Source organism: Actinomyces ruminis (genome assembly GCF_002154335.2).
Classification (GTDB): Bacteria; Actinomycetota; Actinomycetes; order Actinomycetales; family Actinomycetaceae; genus Actinomyces; species Actinomyces ruminis.
On the sequence record NZ_MTPX02000031.1, the window covers coordinates 60,907 to 87,550 of the forward strand.

The window sequence follows — 26,644 nt, forward strand, 5'->3', positions numbered from 1 at the left end:
ACCATCCATGATTATCACGACCACTCTGAACTCCGGCTGGCGATTGAGCCATCTGGCGGGAGCCGTACCGGAGGAGATCCGGATCCCCGAGACGGTGCCGGCAACCGTCCCCGGCTGCGTACACACCGACCTCTTGGACTCCGGCCTCATCCCCGATCCGCTGAACGGCGACAACGAGGAGCGGTTGGCGTGGATGTGGCGCTGCGACTGGCGCTATGAACTGTGCTTCAACACCCCACCGGCCGCAACCGGCGAGCACGTGGAGTTGGTGTTCGAGGGCCTGGACACGATCGCCACGATCACCCTCAATGACACCGAGCTGGGTCGCACGGACAATCAATTCCGGCGCTACCGGTTCGACGTCGGCCACCTGCTGCTGAGCGGCGAGAACCGGCTGGTGGTTGACTTCACCTCCGCGCTCAGTGTTGCCGAGGAGCGTGAGCGCATCTACGGCGAATACCCGTTCGTCAACGCCCATCCGTTCCCCATGGTCCGTAAGAGCGCGTGTTCCTTCGGCTGGGACTGGGGGCCGGTGACAATTACCGCCGGCATCTGGCGCCCGGTGCGCCTGGAGCGGTGGCGCGGGACCCGGGTGCGCGACGTGCGCCTGGGGGTGGACCTGGAAGGGAATACGGGTGTGGCTCGGCTGGTCGCCGAAGTCGAACGGGATCCGGAGGCGCCGCCCGCGTCCCTGGCTTACAACGTCGCGGGAGCCACCGTGGCAGCGATGGCCGACACCCCGGGCATCAGTGAGGTTGTGCTGCAGGCGCGCGTGATTGACCCCGACGTGTGGTGGCCCCGCGGCTATGGCGATCAGCCCCTGTACGACTCGGTGTTGAGCCTGGACGAGGCGCCGGTCTGGTCCCGGAGGATCGGCTTTAGGCGCATGGAGGTGGACCTAACCCCCGATGAGATCGGGACACCGCTGCGGCTCAAGGTCAATGGGGAGCTGGTGCTCGTCAAGGGAGTCAACTGGATTCCCGACGACGTCTTCCCCACTCGCATTACCCGGGACCGTTACCGGCGCGCCCTAGTGGACGCAGTGGAAGCGAACTGCAACACCGTGCGCGTGTGGGGCGGCGGCATCTACGAGTCCGAGGACTTCTATGACGCCGCCGACGAGTTCGGGCTACTGGTGTGGCAGGACTTCATGTTCGCCTGCGCCGCCTACAGCGAGGACGCGTGGTTGAAAGACAGCATCATCCCGGAGGCCCGCCAGGCGGTGGCCCGGCTGAGTGGACGTGCGTGCCTGGCACTTTGGTGCGGCAGCAACGAGAATGAGACGGCATTCCAGGACTGGGGCTGGAGAGAGCGCCTGCAGGGCCGTGCCTGGGGCCGGGGCTACTACCGGGAGATTCTCCCCGCGATCGTCGCCGAGCTGGACCCGACTACTCCCTATATCCCCTCCAGTCCGTTCAGCCCGGATCCCGAGGCCGAGGCGAACAATCGCACGGACGGCGACACGCACGTGTGGGATGTGTGGAACGAGCTCGATTACCTGCACTACGCGGATCAGGCGCCACGCTTTGCCTCCGAGTTCGGCTACGGCGGGCCTATGGCGTACTCCACCCTCACGGCCGCGGTACACGATGAGCCGCTGAGAGTTGGCGGTGCGCAACTGGCGGTGCACCAGAAGGCCGAGGAGGGTTTTGCCAAACTGCGCCGCGGACTGGATGCCCACTTCTCCGAGCCCGCCGACTTCCGCCACTGGCACTGGGCCACTCAGCTCAATCAGGCGCGGGCCTTCGATTTCGGTGTACGCCACTTCCGCTCGCTCCAGCCCCACTGTGCGGGTTCGCTCATTTGGCAGCTCAATGACTGCTGGCCGGTCATATCCTGGGCGGTGGTCGACTCCGCCGGCGTGCGCAAGCCCGCCTGGTACGCGCTGCGCCACGCCCAGCAGGACCGCATGCTGTGTCTGGAGCCTACCGGCGGCGGTCGAGTTCGGTTGGCGGCGGTCAACGACCTACCTCAGCCCTGGACTGCACGGGTCAGGATCGGGCGCGGCACGCGCCACGGGCTGGAGGTAGCGTGGGAGGAACGCCGAATTGAAGTCGGGCCCCGCGCTGCCGCTGCGGTTGAGCTGATCCTGCCGGAGGATCCGGATGGCTTCCTCATCGCCGAGGCCGATGACGCTCGCCGCGCCGTCTGGTTTGTATCTACCGACCGCGAGGCCGGCCTGCCTGGGTTCGACGCGGACGTGAACGTGGCGCGGGTTGCGGGCGGCTACCGGGTCGACGTAACCGCGCGGGTGCTGCTGCGGGATGTGGCGGTAATCGCCGATGCCGAGCTCCCCGGCGCCGTCGTCGACGACATGCTCACCACCCTGCTGCCCGGCGAGAAGGCGTCATTCACCGTCCTGACCGACGGTGAGGCAACAGACCCGCAGATACTGACCACCTGGCCGGTGCTGCGCAGCGCCAACCATCTGGCGAGCTGATCACGCCCGCCATTGCGCCGTTTGCGGGCAGCTCCCCATCACGGCTGCGGCGTCACCCGAGCCACGGATGCGCGTCGCAGCCAGTGGTGAGCGGGTTCGGGAACTTGGAAGGAGGTCTGCCCGGACTCAATGCGCAGCACGCATTCGGCGATGGTCTGGCCAAATGCATGCACATCCTGCGCGATCGCGGTGATTGGGGGTGAGGCGAGCTGGCAGGAGGAGGAGTCGTCCCAGGCGACGAGGCTGACGTCGTCGGGCACGACGACGCCCAGGGCGGAGGCGGTGGCCAGCCCGGCCAGGGCCATGGTGTCGTTGTCGTAGATGATCGCCGTCGGTCGTGCGGCCGCGGGGCGTTTCAACAGCTCCTCGGTAGCCCGCTGGCCGGAGGCCTCGCTGTAATCACCCGGGACGATGCGCAGCTCCACGCCGAGTTCCTGCGCCACGCGGCGGGACACCGTGTCCCGGATCAGGGTGTGGGCCAGATGTTTGGGGCCGCTTACGCGGGCGACGCGCTCGTGACCGAGCTCATGCAGCCGCTCCATCACCCCACGGGTTGAGTCGGCGTTGTCGGAGACAATCGAGGCGGTTTCGGGCATCGCCTGCTCCACGCCTGCGTGAAGTGCAGCTAGGTCCAGCTCCTCCAGGAGTGCGGGGCGCGGATCGTCTACCAGCGGGTTGACGAGAATGACCCCGCGGACGAAGCCCTCGGCGGCCCAGCGGCGGTAGACCGCCAACTCCTCGTCCAGGCCTGGAACCTGATGCAGGAAGAACAGCACGGAGGTGCCGCGCAGAGCCTCTTCGATGCCGTCGGCGTTCTCCGACCAGAAAGGCTCAGCGGTCAGCAGCCCCCGCGGGCGGGCGAGAACCATGCCCCAACGATGAATAACCGAGCCGGTAGTCATGCTGGCCTTTCAGTCTGGACCAATCGTTAGCTGAGCCGAGATCAGCGATGTCTGGGAAGCCGCTCCAATGTCAAGCGGAGCGCACAATATCCTAGGCCGGAACGGGGGATGTGCTCTGCCGCAATTGTCCGGGGTAACGGGATCAAGAAGGAGGAAACGGATGGTGCGAGGCACCGATACCAAGGCGCTGGTGTTCGACCTCGTGCGTGCTCTGGACCGCACCTCACGGGCGGAACTGGTCAAGCGAACCGGGCTGACTGGCGCGTCGATCTCAACCATTACGCGCCGCCTGCTGGACGAGGGACTGCTTGAAGAGACCGGTAGAGCGCCGTCCACCGGCGGGAAGCCACGAACCTTTGTACGGGTGGCGCCGGACGCGAGATATGCGGTCGGTGTGCACCTGACGCGCACCGACATGGTGTTGGTGCTGACCGACCTGTTGGGCGCCGTCATCGGGCGCACCCGGAGGGAGCTGTCCATCGAAACGGGGGAGGACGGCCTGTGGGCGAGCGTGCAGGAAGCCATAGCGGAGATCGTTACCGGCACCGGAATCGACACCGCCAAGTTGGTCGGCACCGGCGTGGTGCTGGCGGGACCCGCCGACCGCGAGCTGCCTGGGGTCGCCTCCGTGACCGACCGAGACGAACTGCGTGTGGCATTGGAGCGGTCGACCGGCATGCCCGTACTCATGGAAAACGATGCCACTGCGGCAGCGCTCGGCGAGTGGTGGGTTTCCCCGAGTGGCCGTGCGGATGACGCACTTGTGGTGTATCTGGGCGCAGGCATTGGCGGAGGATTGCTGGTTGGCGGCCGACTGCAGCGGGGAGCCACTGCCAATGCTGGCGAGCTCGGACATGTTTGCGTGGACCTGAACGGTCCGGTATGCGCCTGTGGGGCACGTGGCTGCGTGGAGGCAATGGCCGGGCCGCAGGCGGTGGTGTCCCGGGCGTTGACGAACCCCGGCATTGCTGGGCCCGCAGGATTGGGCGAGCAGGTTGGTTCGCGTGGGTCGATCGAGGCGGACTTTGCGGCAGTCGCCCGGGTCGCGCACTTGGGGAACGAGTCCGCGCGGCGTCTGCTTGATGAGTCTGCCAGCGCCCTGGCTGTGGCAATACGGTCGGTTGTGAATGTGCTGGACAATGCGGCCGTCATTCTTACCGGGCCGAGCGCTGCCGGTGCGGGTGCGGTTTACCTGCGCGCCATTGAGCGCGAGCTCAAACTGCGTTACGGGGCGCAGGCGTCGCCGCCAGTGTCGGTGAGGCTGTCGCAGAACTGCGGCACCGCTGCGGCGTTGGGAGCCGCGGCCATGGTTTTGGATGCCGCCATCCGGTCCTGTTAGACGGCCGGGTTGCCGCCCGGGATGTTGCCGCCCGGACGCCGGAATGTCCAAATCCGGCACAAAGGCCGTCGGCGACCACTGGGGCCGATTTGGAAACCGCATGATTCCAACGTTCTGCTCATGACTGTCGGCGACGTCGGAGGCGTTTGTGCCGATCCTGGAGACTTTGGGCCGCCACGCACGGGAACGAGCGTCGACGGCGGGCCGTAGGCGAACAGGCCGCTGTGAGGCCAGCCGGGCCCGGCGCCCGCACCTTTCCCGGCCCCCTACTTGGACCGCGTTCCTCCAGTTGGACCGCGAATCTGCGGTTGGACCGTCTGGGAATGCGTCTGGGGCGGTCCAAGTGCAGCCCGGCGGTCCAAGCAGACATGGGTTAGCCGGTCGAACCGCAAACAGCCAAACACCCCAGACACCGCCCCAACCCCCGCCTCTACAACCTCAAATCGGAAGAGTCCCTAAGTGGCCCGACTTGCCGAGCGGGGTGCGGTCGTGCTCGCCGGCCGACCCAGCGGAGAACGAAACGACAAATGCTCGATCGCATCCACATTGCCTGTGGAAAGTGTTGAGAAGCGCTGGTCGGGAATGGCGGCGACCGGGCGACGGCTGGCAGGCCGTGGGCAGCCGCGGGAGCGGCCCGCAGCGCACGGGGCCAGACGCATGAGCACGCGGATTGGCGTCGATCGATACCCCGGGGTGACATCACATAACCGCATAATTGCAACGATTTGACCGGTCGGCGGTGGCGGTGGTACTGGCGCCTCGGCGGGGTCTGCTCCCGGCTCGGTCCCGGGCTGCAGGCCCTCGAGGCGGATGGCCCGTCGGGCGCCCACAGGGCAAGCGGCGGCATTTCCCCCATCGCCAGACCTGTGCACAAACCTGTGGGTTAAATCTGTGGATAACCATCGGCGGGGCGGGGTACGGGCAGACGTCGGCGGCGGCGCCGTCGCGTCGCGAACAGCACCGCCGCCGGTGTGGTTCTGCTCACTCCATGGCGCCGGCGATGGCGTCTACCAATTCCAGCAGGTGCCGGTCGGGCAGGAACTCCCGGCGCACCGACTCGTGCGCTGCCAGCCCCATATCGTGCGCCCGCTCAGGGAAGCGCAGTACGTCGCTACGGCCTGCGCCCACGCGGCGCCGTCGGTTGGGTCCACCAGCACGCCGTCGACGCCGTCCTCAATCTGGTCCTGAATGCCGCCGACCGCAGAGGCGACCACGGGCGCCTTCTTCCACATGGCCTCCGCTACCGGCAGCCCGAATGCCTCCACCAGGGAGCGCTGGGTGACCACGTCGGCGACCCGCTGAACGGCGTTGACCACCATGGCGTTGACATCCCGGTCGTGCATGGGCACGGCGGCGATGTGTACGCGCGAAGCCACCGATTCCGGCAGCAGGTCCCAGCGGTCCAGCACCTCGCCCAGCACCGCCGCGGACTCGGCGTCACGCTCGGGATCCGGGTCCGGCCCCAGCAGCAGCAGGTGTGCGTCGTCCGGCAGTGTCGCCACGTTGTCCGCGAAGGCGTCGACCAGCTCCTTGCCGCCCTTCAGACGATCCCAACGGGACACCTGCGCGATCACGCGTACGCCTCGTGGCACCGGCAGGCCCGCGCCGGCGAGTGTGGGCAGCTCGCGAATCGCGTCGGGCCGCCCGTCCTCGTGCACGAAGGCCACCGCGTCGAAGGGCGGCTCGCCGTCGAACACGCCCGCCAGCCGTGCCACCGACCAGGCCTCGTCCAGGTCCAGTACCGGTTCTTGGGTGAGTCGGGGTTAATGGAGGGGGCGATCACCGCACACCGCTCCGGCTCCACGAAGGGCGGCCGGTAGTTGGGGCGCGAGACCACGACGAGGTCCACCTCCTCCAGGTATCGGTCCAGGAAGGCCCAGGCGCGCTGGCCGGCGTCGCCGGTGTCCTGAGCGCCCAGGTGGCAGCGCCAGATCACGGTGGCGCCGGCCGCCTTCAGTGCCTTGGCCAGGCCGGCCGTGGGCGGATCGTGCAGGATGACCACATCGCCGTCGCGAATGTCATCGACGATGTTCTCCGCGTTGGAGGCGATCACGTGCTCGTAGATGTCGCGCTGCTTGTCCGCAAGCTTGCCGCCGTCGCCGCGGTCTCCGTGAATGCCGGCGTGTAGGCGGGCCGCGATCGTGTTGAACTCGCGCGGTGCGTCCAGTACCAGCCAGCGGGCGTCGATACCGATGTCCAGCGCATAGCCGACCAGGGGGGCGACGATCTCCGCCGGCCCCGACGCCGCCGCCGACGTGGGTGTGATGGTCCAGACGGTGCGTCCCTCCAGGAGGTTGCGGGCGGCGGCGACGCCGTCGCGCAGGCGCCGGGTGGCAACCTCATCCAGGTGGCTTTCGAGGTCCGACAGGGGGAGCGGGGCGACGTCGATGGTTCTCATGTCCCGATACTGCCCCAAAGCTGTGTGATGCGCAGCACTTTCGACGGCGTGCCGTGCGGTTCTCCCTGTTGTGTCGGGCCCAGTCGCTCGCTCGGCCTTGTGCCGCGCAGCGTCGGCGGGGGGAGGCTGTCGTGTAACAAGTATGCGGCGAGGTCATGAGCTTGCTGCGCAGTCTGCCGCGATCCTCACGCCATATCGAAGGTAAGCACCTATGAGCCAGAGCCCCAGTTCCTCCGACCCCGGTCAGCCGCAGTCGGCCGGATACTGGGCGCCCCCCAACGCCGTTCCTCAGTACCCCAACAGCGGGAACGGCCAGGCCGCGGGCGCCGGCTACGGCCAGCAGCAGGGGGCTTACGGTGCTGCGCCTTAAGGTGCACCCTACGAGCAGGCCAGTTGTGCGCAGCCCAAGTCGAAGGTGGCCGCGGCGCTGCTGGCCTTTTTCCTCGGCAGAATTGGCGTCCATGACTTCTATCGCGGCCAAACTCGTCAGGGAGTCATCCACCTGTGCTTGGTCGGTTCGGCGTTCGCGCTCATCGTGGCCGGCGGCATGGTCATCCGGGCAAATACTAACGACTACGGTTATATGGGCGAGGGCCCCGCCGCTATTGCTGTCACGCTCATGTCGTTGGGTATGGTTCCCGCGGTCGGCAACCAGATCTGGGCCTTCGTGGAGTTCATCATGATCCTGGCCTCCAACGACGGCAGCCTCCAGTGAAGGTGCTCCGCAGCACCTCCTGAGGGCAATCCCCGCCGAGGTCGGTAGATATGGTCGCGCGCCGGGTTTCAGCGGCGCGGCGATCTGGGCCGGTCGCTCATTTCGCGCTGAAGGAGTCGGTTGTGGAGACGCTGCAGGAGTTCGATCAGCGGGTCAGGGCCTTCCAGGCCGACTCTGTCCCCGACGAGCCGGTGTTTGGGCTGCCTCCGGAACTGGAGGAGAAGGCGGCCCCGCGAACCGGCGCGCTGCGGCCCTTCTACGGGGACACGATCGCCTACTTCCTCGACGATCAGGGCTGTGAACTCGTCGGAGCGATCATGCATGACCTCCACACCCGTTTCGGCGAGTCGCTGGCGCTGCCACTGCCGGTGGAAATGGCGCACGTGACGCTCCACGATCTTCACGCCGGCTCGGATCGGGCACAGGTGTGGCCGCTGGTGGAGGCCGGTGCGGCGACGGCCGTGGAGCTGGTTGCGCGGGCGCGCGCAATCGGGCCCATCCACACGACCTGCACGGCGGTCTTCAACCTGGTGAACACGAGCGTCGTCGTCGGCCTCAGAGCCGTGGATGAGGCCGAGCATCGCAAGCTGCTTCTGGCTCGGGCCCTGTTCGATGAGATCGTTCCCTCCGGGCCGTTCACACCCCACATCACTGGCGCCTACTACCGGCCGGCGGCGCCGACGCCGTTGGTGCCCGGCGCACTGCGCGCCGCGCTCGGTGAGCTCACCAAAGGCATCGCGGGCAGGCCCGTTGTGCTCGCGCCCGAGCGCCTGCACGCTCTGCACTTCGACTCGATGGGCAACTATTGGCCGGCTCGGCCGTAGAAGTAATCTGTTTGGACCGCTATCCCCGGTTTGGACCCCGAAAGTCCATTTGGACCGTTATCCCCTGTTTGGACCGCTGTTGTGTGCCGCGTGGGCGGTCCAAACCGACGCAAGGGGTCCAAACCGACGCAAGGGGTCCAACCGACGCGAGCGGTCCAAACCGAGGCTCGGGGCGGATGGGTGCCCCTGGTTGAGGGCATGGGCGTCGGCCGTCGGGTTCGTGCAACTGCCGCTCAACCTTGCTACGCCGCGAAATAGGTGCGAGGCCGCCCCGCCGGGTAACCTCTAACCGGTTCCACCGCCCACCCAGGAGCAGCCATGTCCGCCGTCGAGCCCAACGCCGTGACCGAACCCGCCCGCCCCGCCGAACACCCCGACACCGTCGCCGACGCCGCGGCCACGCCCGACCAGGCGATGCCCTACCGCGAACTCGGTCTCAAGGACGAGGAATACGACTCCATCAAGACCATCCTCGGTCGCCGTCCCACCGCCGCCGAGCTGGCCATGTACTCGGTGATGTGGTCCGAGCACTGCTCCTACAAGTCCTCCAAGCTGCACCTGCGCCAGTTCGGGGAAAAGACCACCCCCGAGATGCGCGAGCACCTGTTGGTGGGCATGGGGGAGAACGCCGGCGTCGTCGACATCGGCGACGGCTGGGCGGTCACCTACAAGGTCGAGTCCCACAACCACCCGAGCTTCGTCGAGCCCTACCAGGGCGCCGCCACCGGCGTCGGCGGCATCGTGCGCGACATCATCTCCATGGGCGCCCGCCCCGTGGCCGTCATGGACCAGCTGCGCTTCGGCGCCGTCGACCACCCTGACACCGCCCGGGTGGTGCACGGCGTGGTAGCCGGCGTGGGCGGCTACGGCAACTGCCTGGGCCTGCCCAACATCGGCGGCGAGACCGAGTTCGACTCCTCTTACCAGGAGAACCCGCTGGTCAACGCCCTGTGCGTGGGCGTGCTGCGCCACGAGGACATCCACCTGGCCAATGCCTCCGGCGCGGGCAACCAGGTGGTCCTGTTCGGCGCCCGCACCGGCGGCGACGGCATCGGCGGCGCCTCCATCCTCGCCTCGGAGTCCTTCGAGGACGGCATGCCCGCCAAGCGGCCCAGCGTGCAGGTGGGTGACCCCTTCATGGAGAAGGTGCTGATCGAGTGCTGCCTGGACCTGTTCGCGGCGGACCTGGTGCTCGGCATTCAGGACCTCGGCGCCGCCGGGATCTCCTGCGCCACCAGCGAGCTGGCCTCCAACGGCGACGGCGGCATGCACGTGGACCTGGAGAATGTGCTGCTGCGCGATCCCACCCTCACGGCCGGCGAGATCCTCATGAGCGAGTCCCAGGAGCGCATGATGGCCGTCGTCGCCCCGGACAAGCTCGAGGAGTTCATGGCGGTCATCGACAAGTGGGACGTCGAGGCCAGCGTTATCGGCGAGGTCAATGACTCCGGGCGGCTGACCATTGATCACTTCGGGGAGCGGATCGTCGACGTCGACCCGCGTACCGTCGCTCACGAGGGCCCCACCTATGACCGCCCCTACGCCCGCCCCGCCTGGCAGGACGCGCTGAACGCCGACACCTCCGACGCCCTGCCCCGGCCGGAGAGCGTGGAAGAGCTGACACAGCAGGTGCGCGCCGTCGTCACCAGCCCCAACCAGGCCTCTGCCGCCTGGGTCACCGACCAGTACGACCGCTTCGTGCGCGGCGCCACCGCCCTGGCCCAGCCCGACGACGCCGGCGTGATTCGCGTGGATGAGGCAACCGGCCGCGGGGTCGCCATCGCCACCGACGCCAACGGCCGCTTCACCAAGCTCGATCCGGCCACCGGCGCCGCCCAGGCGCTGGCCGAGTCCTACCGCAACGTGTGCACCGTGGGCGCCCGGCCGCTGGCCGTCACCGACTGCCTCAACTTCGGCTCCCCGGAGGACCCCGACGCCATGTGGCAGCTGGTGGAGGCGATCACCGGCCTGGCCGACGCCTGCCGCGAGCTGGGCGTGCCCGTCACCGGCGGGAACGTCTCCCTGTACAACTCCCACGGCAAGGTCAAGGGCATGCCCGACTCCTCCATCAACCCCACCCCGGTGGTGGGCGTGCTCGGCGTCATGGACGACGTCCGCCGCGCCAACCCCTCGGGCTGGCAGGAGGAGGGCCTGGCCATCATCGCCCTGGGCGAGACCCGGGACGAGTTGGATGGCTCTGCCTGGACGCGCGTGGTGCACGACCACCTGGGCGGCCTGCCCCCGCACGTGGACCTGGAGGCGGAGGCCGCCCTCGGGCGCGTGCTGGTCGCGCTGAGCGAGGTGGACCTGCCCGATGGCTCGCGGCTCGTGCGCGCGGCCCACGACCTGTCCACCGGCGGGCTCGTGCAGAGCCTGGTCGACGCCTGCCTGCGCTTCGGCGTCGGGGCGGCGATCGACCTGGCGGCCTTGCCCGGCGACGTCGACGACTTCACCGCCCTGCTGTCCGAGTCCGGCGCGCGTGCCTGGTGGCGGTGCCCGAGGGCGCCTTGCCGGCGGTGGCCGCGGCGGCCGAGGCCGAGGGGGTGGCATGGGGGCGCCTGGGCACCACCGGCGGGGACATGCTCGCCGTCACCGGCACCGACCTGCTGGCCGACGGCGGCTCCGGCCGCCCGCTGGTGCTGGACCTGGCCGAGCTGCGCGCGGGCGTGGACGCAACGCTGCCGGAGCTGTTCGACTGAGGCCGGCCGAACTGGTCCGGAAGGCGCCTGAGCTCGTGCGGGGCAGGTGCCGCGTGCGCCGCCCGCGCGGCTGAGTGACAGGACGTGTTTCCTGGTCCGGGGCACGTTTGGAACGCCACATAGCGGTTTGCTACGCCACTTAGCGGTCTGCTGTATACCTGAGAACCCTTCACCGGAACGTTAACTGGCGTTGTTAACGGCGAAGTGGCGTAGTAGATGCGCAGGTCAGCGGCGGGGCCGGTGTTCCCCTGGTTCAGGTCCACGGTCGGGTGGTCCAGGCGACCTCGTCCGGGCCGACTCCGGGCAGGGCTTGACCGCACACGACGGCGTCGGCTCGCTCCCAGGGACGGTCGGCGGCGAAGAAGGGCCGCTCGGCCGCCTGCCAGTCGTGCCAGAACCGCACCGACTCTTCGGCGTCGCCATTGGTGCCGTCGGCGATGTCCCGGCCGATGCCGCGCTCCTCGGCGACGGCGTAGTCGGTCTGCACCCACAGGTGGGCATCGATCAGGCCGGCGACTGCTCGCATCCCGGCCCCAGTGCCCTCCACCAGTACCAGTGGTGCGTCGGTGGCGATGGTGATGGCCCCTGCGCGGCCGTGCCGGAGCCAGGCGGGCGGGCTGAACTCCAGGGCGCCGTCGGCCCGCAGCCGGGTCAGTACCTCGACGAGCAGGTGGTCCCACTGGTAGAGCGGCTCGTTCCAATCCAGGTCATCGATATGCAGCATTTGTGCGCCGGGCTCGAGCGCGGCCAGTCGGCGGGTGAGGGTGGTCTTCCCGCTGCCCGAGCGCCCGTCGACGGCGACGACGGCGGGGCGTCCCGTCGGTTCACCCGCGAGGGCGTGCACGTGTCGGAGCAGATCGGGCAGCGTGGTGACGCTCCACGAGCGGACGGCCGGCTCCTCCGGTGGTAGGCGTAGGTCGGGTGCGGGAACGGTGCGCGGAGTCACCGAAGCCGACGCGGCTGCGGCGTCGGATCGATCGGAGGAACTGGGCATGAGGGCAACCATAAAGGTTGACAGCTACGGTGCGGAGGGGGCAGCGACGCGGGCATGATTACACCGCATAGTGGTGGCCGATGCTGTCATTGATGTTGGTGGCCAGGTCGCGGATGGTGCGGAAGAGGACGACGCCGAGCGCGATGTTGAGAACCCATCCCCGCGTCCACCAGACGTAGTCGATCGCCCGAAGCCCGTACAGCACCGTCCAGGAGGCCAGTGAGGCGGTGAGTGTGATGGCGGCCAAGACAGCCCCCAGTATGGCGGAGTGCAGTGACTCTGTACCCAGGAGGACGAGGCAGGAGACGAGGCCGAGAACGCACAGAAGAATGGTCGAGTTCGAGTACGCCTCCGTCATTTGACTCATAACATCGGAACCGTAGGAGAAGTCCTTGTCAAAGCGTAGGAGGATCTGCAACAGCAGCGCGAGAGACCATGCGGCGACCGTCCACCACTCGGTCCGTCGACGTCGCGGAAGCTGGGTTGGTGCTTGTAGGAGGATCGGATCAACCGGCGGCGATCCCCACCGCTTGCTGTTGGTGCGGCCTCGGCTGGGTGAGGAGAGCTTGGGGTCGGAAGGGACAGGCCCCGAAGAGTCAGTGGCGCTCATGCCTGGATCATGCCATTCGGTGATGGTGGAGGGGGCGGAACACCCGGGACCGGCTGCGGTCGGACCGCCCCTCGGCACGTGAGTTCTACCGACCCCGGCGTTCTGGCGGGTGGCGGGTGGGGAGCCCGCTCGGAGCCTGGCTGTGGCCGGACAGCGGTCCTACCTGAGGTTGCGCAACCCGCCCCGGCCGTAGGAGAGGAACCATCATGACCACCACCACCGACGAATCCGTCTTCGCTGCCGAGAACATCTTCGGCAAGGGCGAGCCGAACACCGCCTTCGCCCAGTACTTCATCGGCGACAGCTTCCTGAACAACCTCGTCGACGATCAGCAGTGCGCAGTCGGCGTCCACAACGTCACCTTCTCACCCGGCTGCCGCAACAACTGGCACATTCACCACGCCACCTCCGGCGGCGGCCAGGTGCTCATCTGCACCGCCGGCTCCGGCTGGTACCAGGAGGAGGGCCGGGAGCCCGTCTCCCTCGAACCCGGGTCGGTCGTGTTCGCCCGCGCCGGCGTCAAGCACTGGCACGGTGCCAAGGCCGACTCCTGGTTCTCCCACATCGCGCTCGCGGTTCCCGGGGAGAACACCTCCAATGAGTGGTTGGAGCCCGTCGACGACGTCGCCTACGCCGCGCTGTAAGCGGCGCCCGTCCTTGCGGTCGCCGCGCTCGCCCCGCGTCCAACATACGGCCGAAACATGAGATGTTTCGTCTCAGTTACCGGCGGGGTGGGAGTGTTTAGCACAGCGCGGGACGCCCGCCCTGCTCAACGACGTGCTCCTGCGCAGCAATCGCAGTCGCGATACCGACAGGTGAAGGAGTTCCCCATGCAGGACGTCGTTGAGAAGGTTTATGAGCAGGTAGTAGCTCGCAACCGCGGGGAGGCCGAGTTCCACCAGGCCGTCCGCGAGGTGCTGGAGTCGCTCGACCCGGTGATCGCCAAGCACCCCCACTACGCCGAGAATGCGCTCCTGGAGCGCATCGTGGAGCCCGAGCGGCAGATCATGTTCCGGGTGCCTTGGGTTGACGACGCCGGCGAGGTCCACGTCAACCGTGGCTTCCGCATCGAGTTCAACTCGGCGCTGGGCCCCTACAAGGGCGGTCTGCGCTTCCACCCGAGCGTCAACGCCGGCATCATCAAGTTCCTCGGCTTCGAGCAGATCTTCAAGAACGCGCTGACCGGCCAGGGCATTGGCGGCGGCAAGGGCGGCTCCGACTTCGACCCGCACGGCAAGTCCGACGCCGAGGTCATGCGCTTCTGCCAGTCCTTCATGACCGAGCTGTCCCGCCACATCGGCCCCAACACCGACGTCCCCGCCGGTGACATCGGCGTGGGTGGCCGTGAGATCGGCTACCTCTTCGGCCAGTACAAGCGTCTGCGCAACAGCTACGACGCCGGCGTGCTGACCGGCAAGGGCCTGGACTGGGGCGGCTCCCTGGTCCGCACCGAGGCCACCGGCTACGGCACGGTCCTGTTCGCCCAGTCCATGCTGGCCACCAAGGGCGATTCCCTGGAGGGTAAGAAGGTCGCCGTCTCCGGTGCCGGAAACGTCGCCATCTACGCCATCGAGAAGGCCCAGCAGCTCGGCGCCAAGCCCATCACCTTCTCCGACTCCTCCGGCTACGTCGTGGATGAGGCCGGGGTGGACCTCGAGTTGCTCAAGCAGGTCAAGGAGGTCGAGCGCGGCCGCGTCGCCGACTACGTCTCCCGCCGCCCCGGCGCCCGCCTGGTCACCGAGGGCCGTCCCTGGGACGTCCCGGTCGACGTCGCCCTGCCCTGCGCCACTCAGAACGAGCTCGACGCCGACAACGCCGCCACCCTGCTGCGCAACGGCTGCGCCGTCGTCGCCGAGGGTGCCAACATGCCCAGCACCCCGGAGGCCATCGAGGCCTTCCAGGCCGCCGGTATCCTCTACGCCCCCGGCAAGGCCTCCAACGCCGGTGGCGTGGCCACCTCTGCCCTGGAGATGGAGCAGAACGCCGGCCGCACCCGCTGGGACTTCGCCACCGCGGAGGCCAAGCTGACCGCCATCATGGCCGACATCCACGAGTCCTGCGTCGAGGCCGCCGAGACCTACGGCCGCCCCGGCGACTACGTCCTGGGTGCCAACGCCGCGGGCTTCACCCAGGTGGCCGACGTCATGATCGCCCACGGGATCGTCTGATCCAGTAATCCGCTAGGCGGAGGTTGGCCAATCGGCCTAGCCATCCGGCCGATCCGCGGTTACCCCGAGGTCACGCCTCCTGTGGCCTACCGCCCTACGACGGCGCCCAGTCGCTTCCCAAGCGGCTGGGCGCCATCGTCACATATGCGCAGTATGGAGCCGGAAACCAGGGGCCGCGGCGGTGATGATCGGGGTTCATAGGTGAAGGCCTGCCTAGCATCACCAAATCGTCATGATTACTAATTGGTGTGTGCTCTGGCCCATAGGTGTCCTGACACTTATGGTGATGTCAATCGTTCGACCTACTGATGATCACCACGAGGACCACCATGAGATCGCGACACCTGGCCCGTCTGGTCGTCTCCCTGACGGCCCTCAGCCTTGCTGCCCTCGAGCCCGCCGCAGCGGCTGCACCGGCCGCGGGTATCACCGGCTCCGTCATCGGCGGCCCGGTGGTGGTGGCCGCCCCTATAGGTGGCATGCTGAGCGCGAGCCCCAGCGTAATTGCCGACGATGAGCGCGCAGCCGCCGTCGCTGCTCCGGCCGGTGTCGACGACGCGACGGTCACGATCAACCTGCTGGGCATCAGCGACTTTGGCGGTCATATCGAGCGGGTGTCTACCAGCAGCGAGGGCGCGGAGCTGGTCTCCGAGCCCGGCGCCGTCGCCCTGGCCTGCGAGGTCGCCGCCGCCCGGGCTGCCACGCCGGGCACCCTGCTGGTCTCCACCGGCGACAACGTGGGCGGCTCGGCCTACATCTCATCGGTGCTGGACGATCAGCCACCATCGACATCCTTAACGCCATCGGTCTGGACGTCACCGCCGCCGGCAACCACGAGTTCGACCGTGGCGCCACCGACCTCTCCGCCCGCCTGCTGGGTGCCTTCGACGCCCCCGTGCTTGCCGCCAATGTCACCGGAAATGACGCCCTGCGCGCTGAGGGCGACGGCAACGGCGTGTGGACAACGCAGATCGACGGCGTAACCGTCGGCTTCATTGGCCTGGTCACCGATTCCCTGCCCAGCCTGGTGGCCGAATCTGCGCTCCAGGGAGTCGAAGTCGATGACTTCATTCGCACCGCCAATGTCCGCGCCGCCGCCCTGAAGGACGGCGATCCGGACAACGGGGAGGCTGACATAGTCGTCGTTCTGGCTCACGAGGACGCCGCGGTCTACGCCACTCAGTTCAACGGCTCCGTCAACGCCGTCTTCGGTGGGCACACCCACGACGCTCATGCCGCCACCGTCACCGGTAAGGACGGCAACCGCATCGCCGTGGTGCAGTCCGGCCAGTACGGGAAACTGCTGGGCAACATCACCCTGTCCTTCGACCCCGCCACCGGCGCCGTGGGCGTGGTGCAGGCCGCCAACATCGATCTGGCTGCCTCGGACTGCACCACCGATGCCTACGGCGTCCAGGCCATCGTCGACCAGGCCGCCCGTGAATCCCGTGCCGCCGGGGCCCGCGTGCTCACCAACTTGGACACCGGCTTCTACCGCGGCACCAACAACGGCTCCGATCCCGGCGCCAATCGCTCCACCGAGTCAACCGCCGCGAACCTGATCGCCGACTCCTACCGCTCCTGGTTGACCACCGACGTTCGGCCCGAAGGCGATCACTATGTGGGGCTGATGAATCCCGGCGGCGTGCGTGCCGACTACCTGCTCGGCGACCTGACCGAGGGAGAGGCCTATACCGTCCAGCCCTTCGGCAATGAGATGGGCTACGCGACCTACAGCGGCGCCCAGCTCAAGGCCGTGCTTGCCCAGCAGTGGCAGCCCGACACCTCCCGGCCGGTGCTCATGCTGGGTGTCTCCGCCAACGTGCAGGTCTATCTCGACCAGGACGCCGCCGATGAGTTGGAGGAGTACTGGAGCCGGATCTCCACCGGCGCGCAGACCGCCGCCGATCTCGAGAGCGCCATCGATGCCGCGCGTAACCGCATCATCCGCTCGGTCTACATCGATGGTGTCGAGCTCGACGACGACGCCGAGGTGGTGGTGGCCTCCAACTCCTTCATGCTGTCGGGTGGTGATGGCTTCACCGCTCTGCGCGAGGGTGATGTCTCCAGCACCGGTGTGCTCGACCGCACCGTCACCGCCGAGTACCTCCAGGCCGGTGGCGCTACCTCCGCAGACCTGGCCAAGCGGCAGATCGGCGTGGATATGGACGTCGATACCGCCGGTGGCAGCGCAACGGTCCGCTTTACCGGGCTGAGCTTCACCGCCGCCTCGGAGCAGGCCGCCGCGGGAGCCGTGGCGGAGGTCACGGCCACGGTGGCCCTGGCCGACGGCGGCACTCAGCACCTGACCAGCGCCGCCATCGATACCACCATCACCCCGGAGCTGCCGGAGACGGGCGCCAGCACGCTGAAGGTTGTCCTGCCCGCCGACGTGGCGACCACCACCTGCCCGGCCGACAGCCGCGGCAGCGCCGGCGTCAGCGCCGCTGCTGCCTGCGCCGTGGTCTCCTTCACTCTGGTGGCCCACGACGGCTCCACCCGCAGCATCGACCTGCAGGCCCTGGTTCCGGTCGCCGCGGTCACCGGCCGTGCCGACGCCGGCGTCCCGGAGGCGTCCGAGCAGGTGATCATCGCCCCCGACGACGACCCGTTGGCCGGCTTCGAGGTGCCGGACTTCCTGGGCTCCTTCAGCATGATGTCGGTGGTCGTGGTCTCTGCCGCGGGACTGGCCTGCTACCGCGTGATCCGCCGGGGCCTGCGCGTGCGGCGCCATGCCGTACCGTCGGAGATGTGAGACGACGTATCGATCCTGCCGCGGGCGCCCGCGCCGTGCGCCGCTGGGCGGCCGCCGCCGACGCCGCCGCCCGGCCACAGCGTGCCGATACGGCCACCGCCGTGCGGTACACCCTGGAGGAGCTGGCGGCCTGTGCTCCTGGTCGCGCCGTGGAGGTGCGGGTGCCGCCCTTTGGGGTCACTCAGGCGGTCTCCGGCACCGTACACCGTCGCGGTACCCCGCCCAGCGTGGTGGAGACCGACGCCGCTACCTGGCTGGCCCTGGCCACCGGTCGCCTGGGGTGGCGGGAGGCGCTGGACTCCGGGGTGCTGCACGCCTCCGGCGAGCGCTGCGACCTGTCCGCCTACTTGCCGCTGCTGCGCCCCTGAATGCCCGGTCGGACAGGTAACTTCATCAATTTCGGCTGACCCCTTCACAAGGAAGTCCGTTCGGGCATACACTAATGCCCGAACGGACTTCGGGGTGGAGGTAGGCAATGAACGCCGAGCAGCGCCAGCAGGACATCGTCGATGCCGTGTCCCGCGAGGGCCGCGTTGCGGTCACCGACCTGGCCGCCCGCTACGGCGTCACCGTCGAAACCATTCGCCGCGACCTGACCGCGCTGGACCGCACCGGCGCGGTGCGCAAGGTCCACGGCGGCGCCGTCCCCGCCACCGTGCTGGCCCTGCCGGAGACCGCCGTCGCCGAACGTGAGCTGCTGGGCGCCACCGCCAAGCAGGCCATCGCCGCGGCCGCCATCGGCGCCCTGGATCTGCGCCCCGGCGCCACTATCCTGCTCGACGCCGGCACCACCGTCGGCTGCCTCGCCCGGCTCCTGCCCGAGGGCCTGGGGCTGACGGTGGTCACCAACTCTGTACTCACCGCCGCCCTATTGGCCGGCCGCGGTGATCTGACCGTGCGCATCCTCGGCGGCCAGGTCCGCGGAATTACCCAGGCCGCGGTCGGCCCCGAGGCCCTGGAGGCGCTTGCCGCCCTGCGCGTGAACGTGGCCGTCATGGGCACCAACGGCCTGACCGCAGAACACGGCCTGTCCACCCCCGACCCGGACGAGGCCGCCGTCAAGCGCGCCATGGTCCGCGCCGCCCGCCGCGTCGTCGCCCTGGCCGACGCCACCAAGATCGGCCAGGAGCACCTGGTCTCCTTCGCCGACCTCGACGACGTCGATCTGCTGGTCACCGACGCCGCCCTCCCCTCGCCACTGGCCGCCCAACTAGCCGATACCGGAACCGAGGTCCTCATCGCATGATCATCACACTCACTCCCAATCCCTCGCTCGACCGCACGGTCACGCTCGCCGGTCCGCTTGTGCGCGGTGGCGTCAATCGGCTGCAGTCGGTCACCACCGAGCCGGGCGGCAAGGGGCTCAATGTCGCCCGCGTGCTGGCCCGTGCCGGCCAGACCGTCACCGCCGTCCTGCCCGCGCCCGAGCACGACCCGCTGGTGACCGCGGTCACGGCCCTGAATGTGCCCGGCCTGAGCACCATCCCCGTGGACGTGGCCGGGGCTGTGCGCATCAATACCGCCGTGACCGAGCCCGACGGCACCACCACCAAACTCAACGAGCCCGGCGCCACCCTGGCGGATGCGGAGGTCGCCGCCGTAGAGGCGGCCCTGAGTCGGGCCGTGGCGGCGGGTGCGAGTGGCGGCGCCGACGGTGCCGACCAGGACGGGGCGCCCGGCATCCACAGCTGGGCCATCCTGTCCGGTTCACTGCCGCCCGGCGCCCCCACCGACTGGTACGCGCGCCTGGTCAACCTGTTGCGCCAGGCGGCACCCGACCTGCGCATCGCGGTCGACACCTCCGATGCGCCTCTGGCCGCCCTGGCCGCCGCCCTACCGGCGGCCGCCCCCGACCTGATCAAACCCAACGGGGAGGAACTCGGCCAGCTGGCCGGGCTGCCCGCCGAACGTGCCACCGCCCTGGAGGAGGGCGCACTCGCCGGTGACTACACCCCCGTCGCCCAGGCCGCCCGTGTCCTGGTGGACCGCGGTGTGGGCGCAGTGCTGGCCACCCTCGGTGGTGCCGGCGCCGTCCTGGTCACCGCGTCCGGTGCCTGGCGGGCCACCGCCCCCGCCGTCCCCGTCATTTCCACTGTCGGTGCCGGAGACTCCTCCGTCGCCGGCTACATCCTGGCCGACGTGCGAGGCGCCGACGCCCCCGAGTGTCTGGCCACCGCCATGGCCTACGGCTCCGCCGCCGCCGGTCTGCCCGGCACCACCCTGCCCGGTCCCGCCGACCTGTCCACACAGGCCGCCGAAATCACCGAGCTCTGATCAGCCCGCAACCACACCACCACTCACCAGGAGACAACGAGGAAGACAACATGTCTCAACCCACCAACGCAGCGAACACACCGCTGATCGTGCCCGAGCTCGTCCGCCTGGACGCGTCCGCGGGCGCCGATAAGGAAGCGGTCATCAACTACCTGGCAGACGTCGTCGCCGCCGCCGGCCGCGCCGACACCACCGAGGGGCTCGCCGCCGACGCCCTGGCCCGCGAGGCCACCGCGCCCACCGGCATCCCCGGCGGCATCGCCATCCCGCACTGCCGCAGCCCACACGTACTGGCTCCCTCGCTCGGATTCGCTCGGTTGACCGACCCGGTCGACTTCGGCGCTGCCGACGAGCAGGGTGCCGACCTCGTGTTCATGATCGCCGCTCCCGCCGGCGCCGACGACTTCCACCTGCAGCTGCTGGCCAAGCTTGCCCGCGGCTGATGAAGTCGGAATTCACCGACGCCCTGCGCGCCGCCGCCACTCCCGAAGACGTCGCCCGCCTGGTCACCGAGCAGGTCCAGCCCGAGTTGCTCGACGACGGCGCGGCACCGGCCACGGGGGAGTCGGCCGCGGGGGAGGCAGCCGCGCCCGCCGACACCGGCCGCGTCATCGTCGGCGTCTCCTCCTGCCCCACCGGCATTGCCCACACCTTCATGGCCGCCGAGGCGCTCGAGCAGGCCGGCAAGGAGCGCGGCGTCACCGTGCGTATCGAGGGTCAGGGCTCCGGCAAGATCGACTGGCTCGACGCCGACCTGGTCCAGGCGGCCGACGCCGTCATCTTCGCCCACGACCTGCCGGTCAAGGGGATGGAGCGCTTCGCCGGCAAGCCCGTGATCGACGTCGGCGTTAAGGCCGCCGTCAACGACGCCGGCTCCCTGGTGGACCAGGCCCTGGCCGCCATCGATGACCCTAGTGCCAAGCGTGTCGCTGCCGGGGCCGGCGGTGGCGAGGCCGAGGGCGAGGAGGAGCACGTCCACTGGGCGCGGCGCTTGCAGCGCTCGGTGATGACCGGCGTGTCTTACATGATCCCCTTCGTGGCTGCCGGCGGTCTGCTCACGGCCCTGGGTTTCCTCTTCGGCGGCTACGACATCACCAACAACGCCTCCAACATCGTCACCGGCTCCAGCCTGTGGAACCTGCCCGACCTGGCCAACCCGGACATGGCCGCTCCCAACGCCCTGGGCGGATCTCCGCTGATGGCCTACATCGGTGCCGTGTTCTTCATGCTGGGTTCCACCGCCATGAGCTTCCTGGTGCCGGCCCTGGCCGGGTACACCGCCTTCGGACTGGCCGGGCGCCCCGGCATCGCCCCCGGCTTCGCCATGGGCGCCCTGTCGGTGGCCATCGGCGCCGGCTTCATCGGCGGCCTGATCGGTGGCCTGCTTGCGGGCTACATGGCCTCCTGGCTGGCGGGGCTGGACGTGCCCCGGTGGCTGCGCAGCCTCATGCCAGTGGTCATCATCCCGCTGTTCACTACGCTGGTGGTCGGCTCCCTGATGTACATGGTGCTGGGCAACCCCCTGGCCTCCTTCATGACCTGGCTGAGCGACTCGCTGACCTCCATGGCGGGCTCCGGCTCCGCCATCTTCCTGGGCGTCATCCTCGGCCTGATGATGTGCTTCGACCTGGGCGGCCCGGTCAACAAGGCTGCCTACCTGTTCGCCACCGCCGGCCTGTCCGCGGCCACCACTGCCTCCTACGAGATCATGGCAGCCGTCATGGCCGCCGGCATGGTCCCGCCGCTGGCCCTCGCCCTGGCTACCACCGTACGGCCGGGCCTGTTCACCGACGTCGAGCGGGACAACGGGCGGGCCGCCTGGCTGCTGGGTGCCTCCTTCATCTCCGAGGGCGCCATCCCCTTCGCCGCCGCGGACCCGCTGCGCATCATCCCGCCGTCGATGGTGGGCGGCGCCGTAACCGGCGCCCTGTCCATGGCGCTGCACGTGGGCTCGCGCGCCCCGCACGGCGGCATCTTCGTGTTCTTCGCGATCGACAACCTGCTCGGGTTCTTCATCTCGATCATCGCGGGCATGATTGTCACCGCCATCGGCGTGGTCATCCTCAAACAGGCCCGGGCCCGCAAGCTCGTCGTCGAGGCCGCGGCCGAGGCTGCTGCGGGGGCTGCCGCCGCCTGACCCGGAGCGGCGCTTTCGAGTCCGGGCGCCCTCCTACGCCGAGATCGGTAGAGACAACTGCGAGATCGGTAGGAGTAACGTGCCGAGGCCGGTCGATATGGCCGGCCTCGGCACGTTGTTCGTGCCCACCCGGTCAGCCCGGGGCCGTGATGCGGTACGTCATTGGTGCCGGTCTCGGGGGAGAGGGGCGTGTCGGTGGGCCGGGCCGCGGCGGGCTGGGCGTTGCGGTACCTCGCTGGATCTTGCGGGGTCCGCAACGATGTGAAGAGGGCTACACTTACCGCGTCTTCCGCCCCACTACCCTCCCGAGATTGCTCATGCCACACCTATATCGCCGCCTCGTCGCCTTCACCGCGGCCCTCGCCCTCGGCGCCTTCGCGCCGGCACTCGCCACCCCGGCCACGGCCGCGGAGACCTCCGACACCACCACGCTCAATATCCTCGGCATCACCGACCTACACGGCCACATCGAGACCACGAGCGACGAGCCCGGCGCCGTCACCCTGGCCTGCGAGGTCGCCGCCGCCCGCGCACAGAACCCCAGCACGCTCTTCGTCTCCAACGGCGACAATGTCGGCGGCAGTGCTTACATCTCCTCCATCCTCGACGACCAGCCCACCATTGACGTCCTCAACGCCATCGGCCTGGACGTCACCAGCGCCGGCAACCACGAGTTCGACAAGGGCATCACCGACCTTGCCGACCGTCTCATCCCCGCCTTCAACGCCCCGATCCTGTCCGCCAATGTCACCGGCAACGCCGCGCTCACCGCCGAGGGTTCGGGCAACGGCACCTGGATCACCGAGGTCGACGGCGTCAGGGTCGGCTTCGTCGGCGTCGTCACCGAGGAGCTGCCCAGTCTCGTCTCCAAGTCCGCGCTCGAGGGCCTCACGGTCTCGGACGCGACCGCCACCGCCAACGCGCGCGCCTCGGCCCTTAAGGACGGCGACGCCTCCAACGGGGAGGCCGACGTCGTCGTCGTCCTTGCCCACGAGGACGCCGCGATCTACGGCAACCAATTCAACGGCTCCGTCGACGCCGTCGTCGCCGGTCACACCCACGTGCCCTTTGCCGACGTGGTCAAGTCGACCGACGGCACGGACATCGCCGTCGTCCAGCCCGACCACTACGGGCTGAAGCTCGGCGAGATCTCCCTGACGGTGACCACGGCCGCCGACGGCAGCAAGACCGTCACCGCAGCCACCGCCCGGAACCTCGACCTGGCGGACTCCGACTGCACCACCGACGCCTACGGCGTGGCCGACATCGTCGCCAAGGCGCAGACCGACTCCGAGGCCGCAGGCAACCAGGTCCTCACGACCCTCGAGTCGGACTTCTTCCGCGGCACCAACGACGGCACGGACTATGGCGCCAACCGCTCCACCGAGTCCACCGCCTCCAACCTCATCGCCACCTCCTTCGCCTCCTGGCTGGCGGAGGACATCCAGCCCGCCACCGACTACGCGATCGGCCTGATGAACCCCGGCGGCGTGCGCGCTGACTACCTCGCCGGCGAGCTCACCGCGGGCGAGGCCTACATGGTGCAGCCCTTCGGCAACGAGATGGCCTACGCGACCTATACGGGCGCCGAGGTCAAGCAGGTTCTCGCCGAGCAGTTCCAGCCGACGACCACGCGCGCTGCGCTCATGCTCGGAACCTCGGACAACGTCGAGGTCTATCTCGACCAGGACGCCGCCGACCAGCTGGAGGACTACTTCACGCAGATCTCCGCCGTCACCTCCGAGGCGGAGAAAGCCGCGCTCATCGAAAGCCTCGCCGACGACATCGCCGATGCGCGCTCGCGGGTCATCGACGCCGTCTACATCGACGGCGAGCTACTCGACGACGCGGCGAGCGTCGCCGTCGCCTCCAACACCTTCCTGCTCGCGGGAGGCGACAACTTCGAGACCCTTGGCGAGAAGACGATGATCAACACCGGCATCCTCGACCGCACGGTGACCGCCGACTACCTGGCCCGGGTCGCGCCGGCCACCGCTTCCTACCACAAGCACCAGATCGGCACCTCGCTGGCCATCGACGGCGACACCGTGACGGCCCGCTTCACCGGACTCAGCTACTCGGCCACCGCCGAGCAGGGCGTGGGTGAGGCGGCCGCCTCGATCTCCGCCACCGTTGACATGGCCGATGGCAGCACTCGCACGCTGACGACGAGCGACATTGACCAGTCGGTCACCCCGGGGCTGCCCGAGACCGGCCAGGCGACGCTCACCTTCGCCGTCCCCGACGCGCCGCCACCCAGGGGTGCACTATCGACGGCGTAAGCACCACGTGCGCGATCGTCTCCTTCATCGTCACGGGCGCCGACGGCACCACCGAGACGCTCGCCATCACCGCCCAGGTCACGCGTCCGACCTCGTCTGAGGCGACGCCTACGGCGACGCCGCCGGCCGGAGCGACGGCGAGCGCGCCGACCGGCGCCTCTGCGGGGCCGACCGCCGGCGCAGTGGCGACGACCGGCGGGACCGCTCCGGCGACCGAGCGCGGTACGCATGGCGCGCTGGCCCGTACCGGTGCGCCGCTCGCCATCGGCCTGTTCGCCCTCGGCCTCATGGGCGGGGGCACGCTGCTGACCGCCCGCCGCGGCAGCCGGGACTGACCAACACCGAGGTCGGTTGAACGTACGTGTCGGGGTGGTCGATATGGCCGGTCCCGACACGTCGTTCGTGATGTCTGGTCGGGCCATGGCGGTGATGAGGCGCGTCATTGGTGCCGGTCTCAGCAGCCGGTCTCGGCGGGGGACACGGGCGGTGTGGAAGAATGCGGGCGTGAGCTTTGGCGACTCCGGCCGGACCACCCCGCCCCCAGGTGACGTGCTCGCCCCTGCGCGCCCCGACCCGCCGCTCGCCCTCGGCGAGGAGGTGAACGAGGAGTGCGGCGTCTTCGGCGTCTGGGCACCCGGGGAGGAGGCCTCCCGCCTGACCTACTTCGCTTGTACGCCCTCCAGCACCGCGGCCAGGAGGCCGCCGGCATCGCGTCCACCGACGGCAGCAACATCCTGGTCTACAAGGATCTCGGCCTGGTCTCCCAGATTTTCGACGACGGCACCCTGTCCAGCCTCACCGGTCACCTCGCCGTCGGGCACGTCCGCTATGCCACCCAGGGCGCTGGCACCTGGGAGAACGCGCAGCCGATGCTCGGGCCGGTGGCCGGGTCCACCCTGGCACTGACCCACAACGGCAACCTCACCAATACCCGCGAACTGATGGAGCGATCCACCGCACCAGCGGTGAGGACCTCACCGGCGAACTCGGTCGCGGCTCCTCCACCGACACCGCCGTCATCGCCGCGCTCATGGAACTGGTCTCCCGGCGCGGCTGCCTGGACGCCTGGAACTACGACGCCGTCGACGCCGACACCTCCCTGTACCTACCGGTGACCGACGCCGACGCCGTCCCGCCGCTGAGCATCTCCGCCACCGCTCGGCGGGTGCTGCCCCTGCTGCGCGGCGCCTTCTCCCTGGTGTTCATGGACGAGCACACCCTGTACGCCGCCCGCGACCCCCACGGCGTGCGCCCCCTCGTGCTCGGTCGGCTGCAGCGCGGCTGGGTGGTCGCCTCCGAGAGCGCCGCCCTGGACATCCTCGGGGCCGCCTTCGTCCGTGAGATCGAGCCCGGCGAGCTGATCGAGATCGACGCCGACGGCGTGCGCTCCACCCGCTTCGCCACCCCCCGCCGGGCCGGCTGCGTATTCGAGTACGTCTACCTGGCCCGCCCCGACACGCGCATCGCCGGCACCTCGGTGATCGCGCCCGCAACGCCATGGGGGCGGCGCTGGCCCTCGAGCACCCCGTCGACGCCGACCTGGTCATCGCCACCCCAGAGTCCGGCACCCCCGCCGCCATCGGCTACGCCCAGGCCTCCGGCATCCCCTACGGACAGGGGCTGGTGAAGAACACCTATGTGGGCCGCACCTTCATTCAACCCACCCAGACCCTGCGCCAACTCGGCATTCGCCTCAAACTCAACCCGGTGCGGGAGGTCATCGCCGGCAAGCGGCTGGTCGTCGTCGACGATTCGATCGTGCGCGGCAACACCCAGCGCGCCCTGGTGCGCATGCTGCGGGAGGCCGGCGCGGCCGAGGTGCACGTGCGCATCTCCTCCCCACCGGTGCTGTGGCCCTGCTACTACGGCATCGACTTCGCCACCCGCGCCGAACTGATCGCCACCGGCATGAGCGTGGAGGAGATTCGCGACTCCATCGGCGCGGACTCGCTCGGGTACCTCTCCGTGGGCGGCATGGTCACCGCCTCCGGCCAGAACGCCGAGGCCCTGTGCACCGCCTGCTTCACCGGCAACTACCCGACCGCCACCCCCCACCACGGGTCCGCTGCCCGGCGCGCCCGCCGCCCGCATTCCCCGGCGCCTACCG

17 protein-coding genes and 4 pseudogenes are annotated in these 26,644 nt (G+C 69.2%); 17 read left to right on the forward strand and 4 right to left on the reverse strand.

Annotated features, from left to right (window positions below):
* The first annotated feature begins 7 nt into the window (after positions 1 to 7).
* On the forward strand, positions 8 to 2,440 hold the full coding sequence (locus BW737_RS04885; RefSeq protein WP_218961783.1) for a glycoside hydrolase family 2 protein: 2,433 nt from the start codon (positions 8 to 10) through the stop codon (positions 2,438 to 2,440).
* A 38-nt stretch (positions 2,441 to 2,478) separates the two neighbouring features.
* On the opposite strand, the gene BW737_RS04890 is transcribed toward BW737_RS04885, so the two are convergent.
* Complete coding sequence (locus tag BW737_RS04890) at positions 2,479 to 3,309, reverse strand: LacI family DNA-binding transcriptional regulator (RefSeq protein ID WP_180272058.1); 831 nt, start codon at positions 3,307 to 3,309, stop codon at positions 2,479 to 2,481.
* Positions 3,310 to 3,502: 193 nt separating this feature from the next.
* On the opposite strand from BW737_RS04890, the gene BW737_RS04895 reads away from it, so the two are divergent.
* Positions 3,503 to 4,681: an ROK family protein gene (locus BW737_RS04895; protein WP_180272059.1), complete on the forward strand. Its 1,179-nt coding sequence runs from the start codon at positions 3,503 to 3,505 to the stop codon at positions 4,679 to 4,681.
* 981 nt (positions 4,682 to 5,662) lie between these two features.
* Here BW737_RS04895 and BW737_RS04900 read toward each other — a convergent pair.
* Positions 5,663 to 7,079 (reverse strand): annotated as a pseudogene (locus tag BW737_RS04900) (glycosyltransferase).
* Positions 7,080 to 7,290: 211 nt separating this feature from the next.
* On the opposite strand from BW737_RS04900, the gene BW737_RS16065 reads away from it, so the two are divergent.
* From BW737_RS16065 to purL, 4 genes and pseudogenes are all read left to right on the forward strand, one after another.
* Positions 7,291 to 7,449, forward strand: a complete 159-nt coding sequence (locus BW737_RS16065; RefSeq protein ID WP_180272060.1) for a hypothetical protein — start codon at positions 7,291 to 7,293, stop codon at positions 7,447 to 7,449.
* A gap of 45 nt (positions 7,450 to 7,494) precedes the next feature.
* Positions 7,495 to 7,794 carry an NINE protein gene (locus tag BW737_RS04905; protein WP_086614931.1) on the forward strand — a complete coding sequence of 100 codons (300 nt, stop codon included), beginning with the start codon at positions 7,495 to 7,497 and terminating at the stop codon, positions 7,792 to 7,794.
* Positions 7,795 to 7,916: 122 nt separating this feature from the next.
* Positions 7,917 to 8,618: a hypothetical protein gene (locus BW737_RS04910; protein WP_086614930.1), complete on the forward strand. Its 702-nt coding sequence runs from the start codon at positions 7,917 to 7,919 to the stop codon at positions 8,616 to 8,618.
* Positions 8,619 to 8,936: 318 nt separating this feature from the next.
* Positions 8,937 to 11,317: pseudogene (purL, locus tag BW737_RS04915) on the forward strand (phosphoribosylformylglycinamidine synthase subunit PurL).
* A gap of 253 nt (positions 11,318 to 11,570) precedes the next feature.
* On the opposite strand, the gene BW737_RS04920 reads toward purL, so the two are convergent.
* Both BW737_RS04920 and BW737_RS15580 read right to left on the reverse strand, forming a co-directional pair.
* Positions 11,571 to 12,311: a uridine kinase family protein gene (locus BW737_RS04920; protein WP_086614929.1), complete on the reverse strand. Its 741-nt coding sequence runs from the start codon at positions 12,309 to 12,311 to the stop codon at positions 11,571 to 11,573.
* Between the two features lie 58 nt (positions 12,312 to 12,369).
* On the reverse strand, positions 12,370 to 12,921 hold the full coding sequence (locus tag BW737_RS15580) for a hypothetical protein (protein ID WP_143233278.1): 552 nt from the start codon (positions 12,919 to 12,921) through the stop codon (positions 12,370 to 12,372).
* A gap of 206 nt (positions 12,922 to 13,127) precedes the next feature.
* On the opposite strand from BW737_RS15580, the gene BW737_RS04930 reads away from it, so the two are divergent.
* From BW737_RS04930 to purF, 11 genes and pseudogenes are all read left to right on the forward strand, one after another.
* On the forward strand, positions 13,128 to 13,565 hold the full coding sequence (locus BW737_RS04930; RefSeq protein ID WP_086614927.1) for a cupin domain-containing protein: 438 nt from the start codon (positions 13,128 to 13,130) through the stop codon (positions 13,563 to 13,565).
* A gap of 186 nt (positions 13,566 to 13,751) precedes the next feature.
* Complete coding sequence (gene gdhA, locus BW737_RS04935) at positions 13,752 to 15,089, forward strand: NADP-specific glutamate dehydrogenase (protein ID WP_086614926.1); 1,338 nt, start codon at positions 13,752 to 13,754, stop codon at positions 15,087 to 15,089.
* A 329-nt stretch (positions 15,090 to 15,418) separates the two neighbouring features.
* Positions 15,419 to 16,072 carry a hypothetical protein gene (locus BW737_RS16070; protein ID WP_180272061.1) on the forward strand — a complete coding sequence of 218 codons (654 nt, stop codon included), beginning with the start codon at positions 15,419 to 15,421 and terminating at the stop codon, positions 16,070 to 16,072.
* Positions 15,985 to 17,844 (forward strand): bifunctional metallophosphatase/5'-nucleotidase, encoded by a 1,860-nt coding sequence (locus tag BW737_RS04940; RefSeq protein ID WP_180272062.1) that lies wholly within the window; start codon positions 15,985 to 15,987, stop codon positions 17,842 to 17,844. The genes BW737_RS16070 and BW737_RS04940 overlap by 88 nt, the downstream gene beginning before the upstream one ends.
* The gene (locus BW737_RS04945) at positions 17,841 to 18,212 is read left to right on the forward strand and encodes a sterol carrier family protein (RefSeq protein ID WP_180272063.1); all 372 of its coding nucleotides are present in this window, start codon (positions 17,841 to 17,843) and stop codon (positions 18,210 to 18,212) included. Before BW737_RS04940 ends, BW737_RS04945 begins: the two co-directional genes overlap by 4 nt.
* Positions 18,213 to 18,319: 107 nt before the next feature.
* Positions 18,320 to 19,090, forward strand: a complete 771-nt coding sequence (locus BW737_RS04950) for a DeoR/GlpR family DNA-binding transcription regulator (protein WP_086614924.1) — start codon at positions 18,320 to 18,322, stop codon at positions 19,088 to 19,090.
* A complete protein-coding gene (locus BW737_RS04955; protein ID WP_086614923.1) occupies positions 19,087 to 20,118 on the forward strand; it encodes a 1-phosphofructokinase family hexose kinase in 1,032 nt (343 codons plus the stop codon). Before BW737_RS04950 ends, BW737_RS04955 begins: the two co-directional genes overlap by 4 nt.
* 50 nt (positions 20,119 to 20,168) lie before the next feature.
* Positions 20,169 to 22,255, forward strand: a pseudogene (locus BW737_RS04960) (PTS fructose transporter subunit IIABC).
* 317 nt (positions 22,256 to 22,572) lie between these two features.
* Entirely contained in the window at positions 22,573 to 24,537 is a 1,965-nt protein-coding gene (locus BW737_RS04965; RefSeq protein ID WP_099330336.1) for a bifunctional metallophosphatase/5'-nucleotidase, read from the forward strand.
* A 182-nt stretch (positions 24,538 to 24,719) separates the two neighbouring features.
* On the forward strand, positions 24,720 to 24,872 hold the full coding sequence (locus BW737_RS16075; RefSeq protein ID WP_180272064.1) for a hypothetical protein: 153 nt from the start codon (positions 24,720 to 24,722) through the stop codon (positions 24,870 to 24,872).
* 214 nt (positions 24,873 to 25,086) lie between these two features.
* A pseudogene (purF, locus tag BW737_RS16080) lies at positions 25,087 to 26,644 on the forward strand (amidophosphoribosyltransferase); the annotation flags it as partial.

Excerpts from the sequence above, each read along its gene's own strand:
- BW737_RS16065 (WP_180272060.1), top strand. The coding sequence starts at position 7,291 with ATGAGCCAGAGCCCCAGTTCCTCCGACCCCGGTCAGCCGCAGTCGGCC.
- BW737_RS04950 (WP_086614924.1), top strand. The coding sequence starts at position 18,320 with ATGAACGCCGAGCAGCGCCAGCAGGACATCGTCGATGCCGTGTCCCGC.
- BW737_RS04890 (WP_180272058.1), bottom strand. The coding sequence starts at position 3,309 with ATGGTTCTCGCCCGCCCGCGGGGGCTGCTGACCGCTGAGCCTTTCTGG.
- BW737_RS04930 (WP_086614927.1), top strand. The coding sequence starts at position 13,128 with ATGACCACCACCACCGACGAATCCGTCTTCGCTGCCGAGAACATCTTC.
- BW737_RS04965 (WP_099330336.1), top strand. The coding sequence starts at position 22,573 with ATGCCACACCTATATCGCCGCCTCGTCGCCTTCACCGCGGCCCTCGCC.
- BW737_RS04895 (WP_180272059.1), top strand. The coding sequence starts at position 3,503 with ATGGTGCGAGGCACCGATACCAAGGCGCTGGTGTTCGACCTCGTGCGT.
- BW737_RS04955 (WP_086614923.1), top strand. The coding sequence starts at position 19,087 with ATGATCATCACACTCACTCCCAATCCCTCGCTCGACCGCACGGTCACG.
- BW737_RS04920 (WP_086614929.1), bottom strand. The coding sequence starts at position 12,311 with ATGCCCAGTTCCTCCGATCGATCCGACGCCGCAGCCGCGTCGGCTTCG.
- gdhA (WP_086614926.1), top strand. The coding sequence starts at position 13,752 with ATGCAGGACGTCGTTGAGAAGGTTTATGAGCAGGTAGTAGCTCGCAAC.
- BW737_RS15580 (WP_143233278.1), bottom strand. The coding sequence starts at position 12,921 with ATGAGCGCCACTGACTCTTCGGGGCCTGTCCCTTCCGACCCCAAGCTC.
- BW737_RS04885 (WP_218961783.1), top strand. The coding sequence starts at position 8 with ATGATTATCACGACCACTCTGAACTCCGGCTGGCGATTGAGCCATCTG.
- BW737_RS16070 (WP_180272061.1), top strand. The coding sequence starts at position 15,419 with ATGAGATCGCGACACCTGGCCCGTCTGGTCGTCTCCCTGACGGCCCTC.